Source organism: Nostoc sp. (genome assembly GCF_036919495.1).
Lineage (GTDB): Bacteria > Cyanobacteriota > Cyanobacteriia > Cyanobacteriales > Nostocaceae > Nostoc.
In genome coordinates this window covers 1-14,740 of the sequence record NZ_JBALBZ010000091.1, presented here as the reverse complement: position 1 = coordinate 14,740, position 14,740 = coordinate 1, and the positions used below count along the sequence as shown (strand labels likewise).

Sequence of the window (14,740 nt, the reverse complement as noted above, 5' to 3'; positions counted from 1 at the left end):
ATTTTATTATCTGCTGCCTCCTCTTATGCAAAAGCTACAAGAAGAGAAAGGAGAAGGAGAAACAATTAAAAATTATTCCCCCTACTCCGTACTCCCCACTCCCTTTTTAATTCGCTTGCAACGGCGCATTTAAGACTTTTTCAATGCGATCGCGCGTTTCTAATAAGTGCGCTTTGGTATATTCATCATCTGAATTAACCCCCTTGAGTTTCTCATCTAGTTGTTTGAGTTTATACCATGCCAGAGTCCGGGCATCTTCTGGGACATACTCTTTTCGCAACACCATACGAGTCAAAATATCCAGGTATTGCCGTTGCAAGCCTCGCCGCAAACTGGCAATCTTCATTGGTTGACCTTTTGGTTTGATTACTTCTGTCCAGATATCTGATTGCAAAGTGTCAAATAGTTCTGGCAAACTCAGTGCATTTCCTGGCTTCGTTTTTAGTTCAATATCCTTAAGACGAGAGAGGCGATCGCCTGAGAGTAAATCCCGTAACACAGAACCTTGCATGAACAGCACCAAGTCATGAATTGGAATATCCAAACGACCAACTTGTGGAGAACTACCCCAATGTCGCCAACGGGAAGGTGCTAATTTATTCAGTAGTTCTGGTGAAAAGCTGAGGGCATCTTCTGCAAATACATACTTTTGCAATGTTTCTAAAGCCTGTCGTTGTTCTTCAACTGGTACTGGTTCAAATGGTAATCGGTGTTGGCTTCCAGAGGGTATTTCGCTGGGATGGATGCGATAGAAAGACTGTCCCCCAATGTATTTTGTTGTGTAATAGATTTGCTGAAAATAGTTACCCAATACTGTGCTAAAACGTTCGCTCACATCGCTGTAACTATCACCAGCTATTGGGTAACGCTTATCAAGACGTTCCCACATCACCCGCGAATTATTCAATTGCCACTGAGAATAAAGCAGGACATTGGCACTGTTATCCCAAGCATCAGAAGTTGGGTCAAGGTCATACATATCTTCATCTGTGGAATAACTCAACTCTGGCTTATAGGATTGTGCAGCAATTTCTGACAAAATTGGCTTTTCTGCGATCGGAGTTGATGTTTGAATTGGGATGTAGCCATACTTAATTGCCCAGTCATCATAAGGCCCCACCATACTAGGAAAATAATCTCCCTGCTTTGTCCCTTGAGGAGCAATATTTGGCGGAATATAATCCATCACCGAAGTTGTCAAACCTTTAGTTTTGGTAATTTCGGTATTATTCATCTCGTCGGGTGGTAGCAGTGTACTACCACGGAAGTTATGGCGTAAACCAAGAGTATGTCCAACTTCGTGAGCGATAATCAAACGTAAATATTGATTGATATATTCTTTCACCTGGTCTGGAGTGGCCATAGTATCTGGAAGCAGTGACATTGCTAGCGAACCAAAGGCAAACTGGTTGGCAGCTTCCATCCCGTAGCATAAATCGTACTCGCCTGCCATTTTCGATAAACGGCTTAATACGCCTTGTTGTATTTGCGTCTGCTGGGGCACATTATTGTTTTTTGCATCTAAACCATTGGCGCAAAGTAGACGATTTTGCATCAAAGCTGATAGAGTAGTGCGATTCTCAGTTTGGCTAGGTTGGACGATTTTGCGATACTCACTCTTAAGTTCCCGCACAAAGCTAGCATCTACGAGAATATCCGCATCCAATATTTCCCCAGTCAGTGGGTTAACACGAGATGGCCCCATTGCAAAATAACCATCGACTGTGTTGATCCAGCGAATCGTGTTGTAGCGAATATCTGCTGGATCCCATGTAGCATCATCCGGCATTTGGCGGACTTCAATTGCATCCTTGAATCCAGCTTTGAGAAAGGCTTTGTTCCACATTAAAACACCTTCTTTGATAGCATCGCGGTACTCTAAGGGCACAGCGTTATCAATCCAAAAGACAATTGGTTTTTTGGGTGGAGAAATTGCTGCTTTCGGGTCTTGTTTTTCCAAATCCCAGCGATTGATATAGCGGACAAAAGAATCGCCGCGATCGTCTTTGGATAAATCTTGGTAGGCGGTGATGAAATAACCGATGCGATCGTCAGCAAGGCGCGGACGATAATCTTTATTAGGTAGTTGTGAGAGACTATAGTGGACGCGCAAGGTATAACCACGGTTATCAGCTAACGATGCAAAGCTTGCCACTTCACTGTCATGGTCACTGCTACCGGAGAAATTTAAAACTGACTCAATTTCTAAGTTTTGGGGAAAAGCTTTGGCAGTACCAAAATAAGATTGGTCTGTAGTTGCTGGGACTCCTAAACTTGCAGATAATCCACCTAAATCTGTCAGTAGCAAATCTCCCAAGTCGATGAGAAGAGTTTTACGTTGTGGATGAATGCTTTTAATCGAAATGCTGTAGAGAACAGAATCACTAAAAGACCGGGTTAGCGATCGCACCTGGGGATCTCCCTCACGAGTGCGAAAATTAACATTGCGGATCACAAAGTTTAATTTATCATCTACCCGTTGGAAATAAAACAAAAAATCTTGCAGAGGCATACCACTGTAAATACCCCGTTCGCCAATACCCGATTCCAGGGTTGCTGTAGCTAGGTAATTTTTATTGAGTTGCTCTGGTTTAATTTCTAAATAAATTTTATTCTTTTCTTTATTGCGATATAAAGTAAACAATCCCCCTGACTTTTGGGTATCTTTGATGACTTCATCAAATGGCTCTAAATCATCCTTTGTTGGTGTTTTGCTAGGTTTAGGCTTTTCTGCGGGTTTTGCAACTTGCAAGAATGGTTGCTGCCCTACTTTTTTAAGGTCTTTTACCACCCAAATAAACGGTTGAGGCTGTGCGTGTTTATTTTGATTAACTACCCAAACTTGCCCTGACGGTAGCCTCTTTTCCTGAGTAATGTTGATATTATTTAGTGATAATGCTGAGGTTTTTGTTGAAGGAGTCTCTATCGTTAACTGACTATTAGATTTCTTTCCATTTCTGGCTGTAACTAAGGCTTCTACAACCCGCACAGCTTTATGGTTCCCTGACAATGTATCAATGTTAACAGACGGTGACTTAGCACTAGCCGTTGCTATTCCTAAAAACAAACCATGTAACAAAATCATATAAAAAGTTACTCTGTTCTTCATCCCCTGTATCCCGATAGTTATTTCGTAGTTAATTTTTAGCTTTTGCAAAGCTATGTTGCCTGCTTTTTGGCGATTCTCTAAGATGCTTTAGATTAAGCTGTTAAGTTAGACTTCAATTTTAGTTGCCATTTTTACGCAATGTTCATGCTGTTGTACAGTAGGATTTTTCCTAACAATTGCAACTCTCACAAACAGTAAGTATTATTTTTACATCAGACTAGTAAATATTATGGGAAAAAAGCATAGCAAATTAGCCAAAGGCAGAAAACTACTTGATTTTTGAAAGAATTTTTCTGATGACACTTTATTTCATCAGGAGAAGAAGCTTGAAGTTACTACGTGTTACTGAGAAGCCGCCCTCCAAGAACACCACAAAATTGGTGTAACCCATCGGAGAAATCGCCAACCCATGAGATTTTTCGTGTAGTATTTATTGATACTATTAATTTTTGATAATAGCAAGGAAACTAGCATAGAGAAATTTTTAATTCAGAATTATCAAAACAGTAATTTAAATGTAACAACGGACACAGAAATGTCAACATATTTATCTCAAGTTTGGCAACTGCTGAGAAATTATGTGAGGGATATAAGGTTAGAAGAGATGCCAAAGACCACATCTGTAAAAACCGAAGCAGTTTTACCTCTAAGAAAAAGTATTAAAGAACCTTATAAAAGCGTTAAATTTGCTCAAGATAATTTACAGGAAGATTTATGGTTTCAAAGACTCCAAGAAAGCTTGGAAAAATGGACAATACCAAAGAGCGGTTTGACTTATAAGCTAGGCGATGGGATATCAGGCACACTACCTTCTGGATTCTGCTTTAGAGTGTGCGATCGCCAGATACATGAAGAGATTTATGATTTACTGGGCAATGGAGCTTTAAAATCAGAAATAGTCCACCAACTAATGGAATGGGTTGTTACTGGTCAAAAAATTCGCCCAGAACTGCTTTTTTGGCGGCTAGAAGATTTTTATCATCGCTGGTGTCAGGGAGAATTTATCGATGGGACACCAGATGATAACCTACCTCAAAAAACAATGTTAAAGCTAGTGGCGCAAAATATTGCGATCGGGCTGAGACAGGTTGACATCTATACAGGGCTAAACGTACTAATTTTACTCTTAGAGTTACACCGCTACGCTCAAGAGCGAGATGAACTCAAACAAAAAATTACCTTCTATGCATCTGCTCAACCAGACACAGACAATTTTTTCACATCCCAACTGCTACGGATCATCAACTATAGCGATGCCTTGGAAATCGGCAATTTTAGCAGTATAGTCGGGCAATTTCTCAGAGGTGGCAACTTTAAAGGTGCTTACCTGGGCGATGCCAACCTGACTGGGGCAGACTTTAGGGGTGCTGACCTCAGCCTTGCTTATCTTGGCGATGCCAACTTAACTGGCGTAAACTTCAGTGGTGCAAACCTAAGCGGTGCAAACCTCGGCGATGCCAACCTGAGTGGTGCAAACCTAAGCGGTGCAAACCTAAGCGGTGCTGACCTCAGCAGCACTAACCTGAGTGGTGCAAACCTTAGTTGTGCCAACCTTAGCCGGGCCGACCTCAACCGCGCCGACCTTAGCAGCACCAACCTCAACCGCGCCGACCTCAGCCGCGCCGACCTCAACCGCGCCGACCTCAGCAGCACTAACTTTAGCCATGCCGACTTAAGTAACGCTATCCTTTTCGGTGCGAATCTGAGTGAAGCCAACCTCCGCAGTACCAACCTTAACCACGCTGACCTCTGTCGTGCCGACCTCAGTGGTGCTGATTTGAGTCACGCCATCCTTAACGGTACTAACCTTAGTGACACAATTCTTTTCAGTACCAACCTTAGTGATGCCATCCTCATTGCTGCTGACCTCAGCTATGCCAAACTTAACGGTGCCAAGCTTAACGACGCCAGACTCAACGGTGCAATGTTCTTAGGAGCAGACCTCAGTGGTGTAGACCTGAGTCGGGTAATCCTCAACGAAGCCGACCTCAGTGGGGTGATTCTTAGCGAAGCCGACCTCAGTGGTGCTGACCTCACCGACGCTATCCTGTTCGGTACAGACTTCAGCTATGCCAACCTCAACAGTGCTAATCTCAGTGGCAGTAACCTCAGTGGTGCTATCCTCAATGGTGCGGATCTTAGCCACAGTAATCTAAGTTACGCTATTCTCGGTGGGGCTGACCTCAGCGATGCCAATATGGAAAAAATGACCTGGGGTAAAAAGCAGCAGTGGGAAGGCGTGCGGGGATTAGAAACAGCAGTTAATGTGCCGGAGGCATTGAAGGAAGAACTGGGATTGAATTGAGGGGAGAAGAAAAGTAAAAGCCAAGCTTTGAATACCAACTTCTGAGTTCCGAACATCAACTTATGAACACAAGTTTCCGAGTTCTAATCTCAAAAGATGGGGATCTCAGCTTGAGTAATGACCAATACTACATCAAAATCAGTTCTGAGTATGCTAACTGTACATCAGAAGCCTATTTCCGCTTGCTAGAGTGTGAGTAGTTCACGTAAAATATAGTGCCATTGTTGCAGCAGTTCTCATGACCTCATCTGCGTCGTTTGACACATTAGAGTCTTTACAGGCGGATATCGCTGAATTAGTCGCTCGCTTACCGACATTAAAAAATCGGCAATTTATTCAGCAAGCACTTGCTACTATTGTTCGTCTAGCTGATACCGAAATTGAACGTCTCGATTGGAAAATCTTGTCGGCTGCCTTAGCAGATATGGAGCGCGGTTTTCAGCTTTTCTATGATTACCGACACGTTCGCAAAGTCACTATCTTCGGTTCTGCTCGTCTAGCGCCAGATACACCAGAGTACGAAATGGCCGTTGAGTTTGGTCGTGCTGTTTCTCAATTAGGATTTATGGTGATGACCGGCGGTGGCGGTGGAATCATGCAGGCAGGTCATGAAGGGGCTGGGCGAGAAAATTCTTTTGGATTAAATATTCAGTTACCCTTTGAACAGGAAGCGAACCCTTTTATAGAAGGTGATCCTAAGCTAGTTCACTTCAAATATTTCTTTACCCGCAAGCTGTTTCTCCTTAAAGAAAGTGATGCTGTAGCCTTGTTTCCGGGAGGCTTTGGCACTCAAGATGAAGCTTTTGAATGCATGACATTAAGCCAGACTGGCAAATTTGGCCCTGTACCTCTAGTTTTAATCGATCGCCCTGGTGGTGATTACTGGCGGTCTTGGAGCGAATATGTTGATAAGCAACTAGTGCAAAATGGTCTTGTCAGTCCTGAAGACCCCAGTCTTTACACGGTGACAGATAACGTGGATGTGGCTTGTGATGCCATTACGCGTTTTTACCAGGTTTATCATTCTTCTCGATATGTAGGTGGGAAGTTAGTCATCCGTCTGAAGACAGATATATCAGATACTCAGGTAGAGCAACTCAATGCTAATTTCAGCGACATTATTATTCAAGGACGGATTGAAAAAAGTCAGGCATTACCTCAAGAAGCACAAGATGAAACTGTTGAACTACCCCGACTCATTTTGTACTTTAATCAACGCGACTTGGGGCGCTTGTATCAGATGATTGCCACAATTAACCGGATGGGTACTCCTTCACCAGAGGATGCAGCGCATCCAGAAAGAAAGTAGGTATTAACTAATTAGTAATTAGTAATTATATTTGCGGACTTATTTGTGCTGCGTTAACGTAATTTTCGGATTTTAGTCCCGTACTAAATTCTAAAATCGCTGGTCTATAATTAGTCGGGGTATGAATCCTTAACTAATTCAATTACGGGCGTTGCTGAATTCAGGTATGAAAATGATTTTGCGTGATTTCAAAACTTTTGTAGAAACGTTGCATTGCAACCTCTCTACACCCAAATTCATACATTTAATCAGCAATACCCAATTACGAATTACGTTATCGAGTATTCCATAGCGACGCAGGAGCGTCGCGTCATTACGAATTACTAATTAATTTTGATGAGATGCGATCGCTTCATACCTGTCCATAAGTTTTCTTATAACTAATTCATATCATTGCCTTAGCTAGAGATTTTTTATTCCATGCGACTATCTTCATAAGGAATGGGCATTTTGGCATTGTTAAAGGAGCCGCGAAAACAATACGATTCACCCCACTTACAGATGAGAGAAACAGTAGTTATTATGACTCAATACTGATTCTTGCAAAAAAGCTTGTATATTAGCACAGTAAACACTATGTCACATCTTAACAGAGGAATAAAATATGCTGGAATTATTGGGTTCAGGTTTGGTGTCGCTCTGGCTAGAGATGGCCGGGGTACAAATCAAACCTTTAGATGCCTTAGACGCTTTGACTTGGCAAAGTAGCCCTGGCTTAGTTCTTGCCCCCGATCCTAATCCAACTGGGGCTACTACGGTGCAGGAATATCTGAAACAGCTAATAACATCGAAACTGATAGCGCAAAATCTGGCCCAGAGTCAGGGAATTTGGATGCAGTCGGGGCCGATGCTGATGGCAAATCACCAAGGTACAACACCTCTGCCAGCTGCCTCTTTAACCAAAATTGCTACTTCATTAGTTGCTTTGAAAACCTGGGGGCCAGACTACCAATTTGATACCTTAATCAGTGCCACTGGGCCAGTAGTAAATGGGGTTTTACAAGGCGATTTGGTGATTACTGGTGGCGGCGATCCGATGTTTGTTTGGGAAGAAGCGATCGCTCTTGGTAATACTCTCAATAAAATGGGCATCAAGCAGGTAAAAGGAAATTTGATTATTAATGGCAGGTTTGCCATGAATTTCCAACGTCAGCCGATGTTAGCAGGTCTGATGCTCAAGCAAACACTAAATCGTGCGACTTGGGGCCGCCCCGCTATTTATACATACTCAATCATGCCCAAGGGAACGCCCAAGCCTCAAGTTGTGATTGCTGGTGCGGTGAAGGTTGAAGCGCAACCAAACCCTGGACAGATTTTGTTACTGCGCCATCGCTCATTGCCTTTGAAGCAACTGCTCAAGGAAATGAATATTTACAGTAACAACGATATGGCAGAAATGCTGGCAGACTCAGTGGGAGGAGCGGCTGTAGTGCAGTCAACTGCTGCTAACCTTGCTAGAGTACCACAAGTGGAAATTCAGTTAATCAATGGTTCTGGATTGGGGCCGGAAAATCGCATTTCCCCCAGGGCTGTTTGTGCCATGCTAATGGCTATTCAAGTTGAGGCATCCGTCCATCAACTGAATCTCGCTGACTTGTTTCCTATGTCTGGATTTGATCATCGGGGGACAGTACACTCCAGACACATTCCCCTTGCTACTGTGATCAAAACTGGTACTCTCCGGGATGTGAGCGCCTTAGCGGGAGTGATGCCCACACGCGATCGCGGTTTGGTTTGGTTTGCTATTATCAATCGGGGGACAAATGTCTGGGGTTTTCGGACTGGACAAGATCAACTGTTGCAAAGTGTTGTAAAACAATTACAACTACCTCTAACCGTTCCTGTTGCCCTTACTCCTCATTCAGCCATCAACTCTTTACCTCAGCTAGGCGCAGATAGTCGCAATGAAATTTTATTCAAAAGTTAGTTCATCTATCACTTTACCGTTAAAACAGAGAGTAAGCCTGTCTTATTCGCAATCCAAAAGTTTTATTGATGGGTAAAAACCGAACTTGTAAAGGGTAAATGTCCATAATAGCTTTTGGGTTAAATCTTCTATTAAGTTGAGTACAGGTAATTCGCAAAATGCCCTAACTCCATTATTGGGGAGAGCAGGCGAAACCTGAAGTAAAAGCCAACGTCAATTTGTAAAAATAACTGTAAATAGATTTGTCACGACTAAGCAACAATTAAGCTTATAAATCAGGTTGTGATTATGCGATTTCTCAAATTACCCAGGTCTTTACGACAATTCAGTACTCATGTTTTAGCGATCGCGCTAGGAGTTCTGCTAACGGTTAGCACATTGCAAGTGTTGCCCTCCCAAGCCGAACCAGCACCCCCATTAACTGTTGATACTTCACAACTGATTGCCCAACGGCAATCACCAGCCACTGGTGCGATCGGTAGTAGTAGCTTTGTCACAGCAGCAGTGAATCGTGTTGGTTCAGCAGTTGTTCGGATTGATACTGAGCGGACAATTACTCGTCGGGTTGATCCATTTATGGAAGACCCTTTTTTCCGTCGGTTTTTTGGTGATGGTTTCTCCCAACAGGTTCCTTCTGAGCAGTTACGCGGTTTAGGTTCAGGTTTCATTATTGACAAGAGCGGGTTAGTTATGACTAATGCTCATGTGGTCGATAAGGCTGATAAAGTAACAGTCCGACTCAAAGATGGTCGCACCTTTGAAGGGAAAGTTCAAGGTATTGATGAAGTCACAGATTTGGCAGTAGTCAAGATTAACGCTGGTAGCGATTTACCAGTCGCACCCTTGGGTTCTTCTAGTAATGTCCAAGTAGGAGACTGGGCGATCGCAGTTGGTAATCCTTTAGGATTTGACAACACCGTTACTTTGGGAATTGTCAGTACCCTGAAACGTTCCAGCGCCCAAGTCGGCATTAGTGACAAACGCTTGGATTTCATTCAGACAGACGCTGCTATTAACCCTGGTAACTCTGGCGGGCCATTATTAAATGGCCAAGGTGAAGTGATTGGCATTAACACAGCCATTCGCCCTGATGCGATGGGTATTGGGTTTGCCATTCCTATTGATAAAGCTAAAGCGATCGCAGGACAATTGCAACGTGATGGCAAAGTTGCTCACCCCTATTTGGGCGTGCAAATGCTAACTTTGACACCCGATCTTGCCAAGCAAAATAATACCGATCCCAACTCTCCTATTCAGATACCAGAAATTAACGGTGTTTTTGTCATGCGAGTTGTCCCCAATTCTCCAGCCGCATCTGCGGGTATCCGGCGTGGGGATGTAATTCTGCAAGTTGATGGTAAAGCTATTACCAGTGCTGAACAATTGCAGAACTTTGTGGAAGATACTCGTCTTGGTCAAGTATTACAGGTGAAAGTGCAACGGGGTAATCAGACACAGCAGCTTTCAATACGCACAGCTGAGTTGCAAAATGCTTCTTAGCACACATCTGTTATTGGTGTCAACTTAAGCATATTAGACAGTCAGAAAAGCTTTCTCTCGTTCCCAGCCAGAGGCTGGGAATGCCCCCTATGAGGCTCCGCCTCGTTTACGTTTTACTAGCGGCAGCAGCCCAATGAGGTAAATTTCCCGATTATACCTTCTTTTCCACCCAAATATGTAATTTAAAAAATTTATTATCGCTGAACTCTTTTCAAGAGTCTGTTTATGTTTCTATGTCTCCATACCTTTGATGAACCTCATTCAGAGTACTTAAACAGCTTGAGCTTAAGCCCAGATGGAATTCTTCTGGTAGGGGACTTCCAAATAAAAAAATACTCAACTACTTTTTGTGGGGTGGGCATCTTGCCCGCCCATATACAAAGGCGGGCAAGATGCCCACCCCACAAGATTGGGTAATTTATTTGTTGGAAGTCCCTAGGCTGTTTTCACAATATTGTCAAGGTTTGGGATTTAACGACTGGGAATAGCAACCATTCATTTGAACTGCATGGAGATCGGTATGGTCACTTTAATACTTTGGTAAATCCAGACTGGAAAACCATCATCAGTGATGATCGGTATGGCAATCTCCGAACCTATGACTTTTGGACAGGAGAGGAAATATTCTCTTTTCAAGGAGATTCCAGTGCTTTAGCATTTACTCCTGATGGAAAAGTATTATTTTCAGCCACCTGCAAAACTCCTTATAGTACGAATGCCAGGATTGAGATTAATGTTATTGAATCCTCAACGGGACAATTACTCCGCACCTTGCTATTTGCAAATGCATATCTTCCAATTCGCTGTTTACTAGCCAGCCCAGATGGTAGTATTTTGGTCGCTCAAGCATTGGATCTCCTAACTCAAGTTTGGGATTGGCAAAATGGGCAAGTTCTCAGCACATTTAATGCCCTACCTTCGAGTTCTTCCCTCGATTCCCCCAGTTCTGTTTGTAGGCATTGGCTTGATACAGTTGCAACTCGCCCAAATGGTCAAATCATTGCTGGTGTGGCACAAAGGGACAAACCTAGTGAAGAAACGACCGTTGCCATTTGGGATATACAAACCACGGAAGTCCTTTATACACTTGGCATCGGCATCCGCCGCTATTTCTGCACCACGATTTTTGCGGTGGCGGTTTTGGAGAATATCGATCGGTACTTCTTGCTGCTCAGGGGAAAGTTGCAAAGCGTCTTTCAGCACTTGATCGAGAGTACTCACGATCGAATTAGACTATCAACTGCTCTTAGAAACTCGATCGTGTCTAAATCACTTACCAACAGCTAATACTAGACCTTCATGGGCTAGTATTCCTTGAGGAAAGGCAGATTTAACATCCACTTGAACCTGATCAAGAAAATCATCATGATCATCTGGGTGATGATGAGAAATGACTAGCCGTTTAACGCCAGCATTCAGAGCCGCATTCACCGCAGCTTGCCAAAGCAAATCAGCAGAGTCATGGTTGTGAGATGTAGGCGGAGTATAAGTGGCATTGGCAATCAGCAAGTCAACGCCTTGAATGAACTGTGAGATCCGCTCTCGCTCCACTTGCTCGGCATTCTGGTGCAAATCTGTGACGTAGGCAACGCTATACTCTTGCCAAGTAACTCGGTAGCCAACTGACCTCTGAGTTTGATTAATTAATGCAGTTGTAATGGTGACATCATCTAGCTTCACCTCAATGTCGGGAGTGAGATTGGAAAACTGCAATTCCGACTGCATTACCTGTAAAGGGTAAGGAAAGTGTGGCTGGAGCATCTGATCGTACAGACATTGTTTTATTGAGGCTCCATTTGATGCAGCTGTGCCGTAAATATGAAAGCAATTTTCCCCAATAAATGCTGGAGCAAAAAAGGGAAACCCTTGAATTCTATTTGATTGGCAGTTGGTAAAAAATAAATGGGCTTCTAGTGGCTGTTGCACTTCTTGCCAAGTTTTACCCAGTATGCGTAAGCCAGTACCGCCATCAAAAATCAAGCGTTTCCCGGCTACATGCATTTCTACACAAGCGGTATTACCACCATAACGACTAGTATTGCTACTTGGAGTGGGAATCAAACCTCTTACACCCCAGAATTGCACGATAAATTCACCTGCGGGGCTACTCGGCAGGGTAGATGCCTTTTCAGGTACGTAGCTCTGGGAATCCGACAACTCAAAATTTGACATTTTCCTTGAAATTAGACCTTACTGAGCAGATCATCGTAGTGCCGCACTTCTAACAGCCTGTTTTTTTCGTCCACAATCACTACCTTAGGAGAGTAACTTTTTAACTCTTCTGGAGTAAACTGCCCGTAAGTCATTATAATCAAGCGATCGCCAATAATGCCTAGACGTGCCGCACCCCCATTTAGCTCAATTATTCCTGAATGGGCTGGAGCCGGGATTGCATAAGTAATAAAGCGCTGACCGTTGGCATTATTAACTACTTGCACCTGCTCATAGGGTAAGATGCCAGCTTTTTCCAAAAGCATTTCATCAATGCTGATACTACCCACATAGTTGATATTTGCTCCCGTGAGGGTGCAGTTATGAATTTTTGCCAAAAGGAGAGTGCGCTGCATTTGGGTTTGGGTTAGTGACAGATTTTACAATCCGTAACAAGTGAAAGTTATTAAAGTGAGGATTTAGAAGTGAGGAGTTAGAAGTCAGAAGTGAGAAATAAAAATTCATAACTCTTAACTCTTAATTCCTAACTCCTAACTCTTAACTCCTAACTTCTTTATTATCCTCTATAAGCTTTGACGGATTTTTCTACTAAAGCTGCAACTTTGTCCACATCTTGCCAACCGAGAATTTCAGTCACCTTTTTTTCCAAATTTTTATAACTACGGAAAAATTCGGCAATTTCATCTAAGCGGTGTGGCGCTAGGTCATTCAGGGATTTGACCTGAGTGTAGCGCGGATCTTTGTCAGGAACACAAAGGATTTTTTCATCGCGATCGCCACCGTCAATCATCTCCAAAAAGCCAATGGGTCGTGCGGCAATCACACAGCCTGGAAAGGTTGGCTCATCAATTATGACCATACCATCTAGGGGATCGCCATCATCAGCCAAAGTATTGGGTACAAAGCCGTAGTCATAAGGATATTGTACCGAGGAATAAAGTACTCGGTCTAGAGCAAAAGCTTCTAATTCCTTGTCGTATTCGTATTTATTTTTACTTTTGCCAGTAATTTCAATCAAAACGTTGATTAGACCTGGTTTCGGTTGGGCAGGAATACGAGATAAGTCCACAAAAAACTCCTCTGATAACAATGAATCATGGGGGTACTCAGTCAGTTTCTCTCCCCGTGTAGAATTTTAGGGCAATATGGATCTCTTCCCAACGTATTCATTTCACGAGATTGGACATTGGAAACAGGCAGAGGGGCAAAGAGCAGGTAGCAGGGGAGGCAAGAGGTATATGTTCAGCCTATTCTTCTCTCCCCCTGCAACGCCAGCCTGCCTCAACTAAGAAATTCCTTAACCGAATGGTATTGCCTCATCTCTGCCACTCCTAATTAAAATGGAAAAAGCGTTGTGAAGAAACTTCACAACGCTTTTTCAAGAGGGTATTATTCTCTTCCGTCCTTAATTGCTGTTGGAGGAATTTATTTTTGCCCGTACTCTGTCAAGACAACTGAAATCTGGAGTCACACAATAAAGATTTCAGCTTATTCCTGATGAACTACATCCAAATCTAGAGAGATTGTCTCAAAATCAGTTTTCTCCTTTTTTGTAGCTTTTCTGCTAGTGAAATGCTACTGGAAAGCTTTATCAATCTTGACTTCCTTTGAAATTTTGAACCAGGGGCTGCTGGTTATTTTGAACATCAGTTGAAGAATAGTGGGCGATGACAAATACGGGTAGAATGAGAGTTAACAGAGCGATCGCAGTTCCCACAATGTCTGCCAAACGTTGGGAATATGTGTCGGTATTGGCAGACTGGCTATTTGAATTCATACAAAATTGAAGTTATTCGTAACACTGTATAGGTCTACTCTCTGATTGAGAGTCTTAAATTGCTATGTTAGCTATTTTTAAACTGTAGAATGTGTAGCATCCTACAATCTAAACCAGTTCTCTAACTGTCATAATAGCCTTTTTATACATGGAGTTCTTAATACAAAGTTACAAGTAAACAAATCATGTTTTATTTTGTAATTAATATTTTCAGATGTTTCCCTGTATGGTGTAATGGTTCGCATACGCAAAGCCAACGTTGACAGCATCATAAATTACATTTTTTCGCTGTTTAAAGATTAATTAGCAAAACATATTTGTCTGATACTTCATCATTATAACATCTTAAAATGCCTTTGATAAGGTCATTTTACTGTAATTGCTAATTTGTGATACAGGACACAAAACAGCAATTGCACTGAGAAATATTCAGTGCTTTTGATTGTTATACAGTAGTTATACACAAAAAAATTTGATGCTAGACAAGAAATGGATAGGAATAGTTTTCGTAACCAAGGATAGCTACCGCATAAATACAGATGCATCAACGGGAGCATCCCATTTTTGCAGAAATACTGATTCATGAGTGTAGTATGGGGAGAACACAATACTTACTTAAACCATAGGCATGACCCCCGAAG

General features: G+C 42.6%; 11 protein-coding genes. 6 read left to right on the top strand and 5 right to left on the bottom strand.

Annotated elements, in window-relative coordinates; genetic code table 11:
• Positions 1-106: 106 nt before the first annotated feature.
• Positions 107-3,109, bottom strand: coding sequence for a zinc-dependent metalloprotease (locus V7K25_RS13665; protein ID WP_335158715.1), 3,003 nt, complete (start codon positions 3,107-3,109; stop codon positions 107-109).
• Between the two features lie 535 nt (positions 3,110-3,644).
• Between V7K25_RS13665 and V7K25_RS13660 the strand changes: the two genes are divergently transcribed.
• The 6 genes from V7K25_RS13660 (at position 3,645) to V7K25_RS13635 (ending at position 11,437) form a co-directional block, all read left to right on the top strand.
• Positions 3,645-5,414 carry a pentapeptide repeat-containing protein gene (locus tag V7K25_RS13660; protein ID WP_335158713.1) on the top strand — a complete coding sequence of 590 codons (1,770 nt, stop codon included), beginning with the start codon at positions 3,645-3,647 and terminating at the stop codon, positions 5,412-5,414.
• A 62-nt stretch (positions 5,415-5,476) separates the two neighbouring features.
• Complete coding sequence (locus V7K25_RS13655) at positions 5,477-5,614, top strand: hypothetical protein (RefSeq protein ID WP_335158712.1); 138 nt, start codon at positions 5,477-5,479, stop codon at positions 5,612-5,614.
• A 38-nt stretch (positions 5,615-5,652) separates the two neighbouring features.
• On the top strand, positions 5,653-6,723 hold the full coding sequence (locus V7K25_RS13650; protein ID WP_335158710.1) for a TIGR00730 family Rossman fold protein: 1,071 nt from the start codon (positions 5,653-5,655) through the stop codon (positions 6,721-6,723).
• Between the two features lie 604 nt (positions 6,724-7,327).
• The gene (locus tag V7K25_RS13645) at positions 7,328-8,650 is read left to right on the top strand and encodes a D-alanyl-D-alanine carboxypeptidase (protein ID WP_335158708.1); all 1,323 of its coding nucleotides are present in this window, start codon (positions 7,328-7,330) and stop codon (positions 8,648-8,650) included.
• 288 nt (positions 8,651-8,938) lie between these two features.
• Positions 8,939-10,150 (top strand): HhoA/HhoB/HtrA family serine endopeptidase, encoded by a 1,212-nt coding sequence (locus V7K25_RS13640; protein WP_335158706.1) that lies wholly within the window; start codon positions 8,939-8,941, stop codon positions 10,148-10,150.
• A gap of 537 nt (positions 10,151-10,687) precedes the next feature.
• Positions 10,688-11,437 (top strand): WD40 repeat domain-containing protein, encoded by a 750-nt coding sequence (locus tag V7K25_RS13635; protein ID WP_335158704.1) that lies wholly within the window; start codon positions 10,688-10,690, stop codon positions 11,435-11,437.
• On the opposite strand, the gene V7K25_RS13630 is transcribed toward V7K25_RS13635, so the two are convergent.
• The 4 genes from V7K25_RS13630 to V7K25_RS13615 all read right to left on the bottom strand — a co-directional run bounded on the left by V7K25_RS13630 (position 11,420) and on the right by V7K25_RS13615 (position 14,099).
• Positions 11,420-12,322 carry an MBL fold metallo-hydrolase gene (locus tag V7K25_RS13630; protein WP_335158702.1) on the bottom strand — a complete coding sequence of 301 codons (903 nt, stop codon included), beginning with the start codon at positions 12,320-12,322 and terminating at the stop codon, positions 11,420-11,422. The genes V7K25_RS13635 and V7K25_RS13630 overlap by 18 nt on opposite strands.
• Positions 12,323-12,333: 11 nt before the next feature.
• The gene (gene panD / locus V7K25_RS13625) at positions 12,334-12,717 is read right to left on the bottom strand and encodes an aspartate 1-decarboxylase (RefSeq protein ID WP_335158700.1); all 384 of its coding nucleotides are present in this window, start codon (positions 12,715-12,717) and stop codon (positions 12,334-12,336) included.
• A gap of 161 nt (positions 12,718-12,878) precedes the next feature.
• Positions 12,879-13,391 (bottom strand): inorganic diphosphatase, encoded by a 513-nt coding sequence (locus tag V7K25_RS13620; protein WP_100901064.1) that lies wholly within the window; start codon positions 13,389-13,391, stop codon positions 12,879-12,881.
• A gap of 522 nt (positions 13,392-13,913) precedes the next feature.
• A complete protein-coding gene (locus tag V7K25_RS13615; RefSeq protein WP_109011461.1) occupies positions 13,914-14,099 on the bottom strand; it encodes a hypothetical protein in 186 nt (61 codons plus the stop codon).
• Positions 14,100-14,740: the final 641 nt, after the last annotated feature.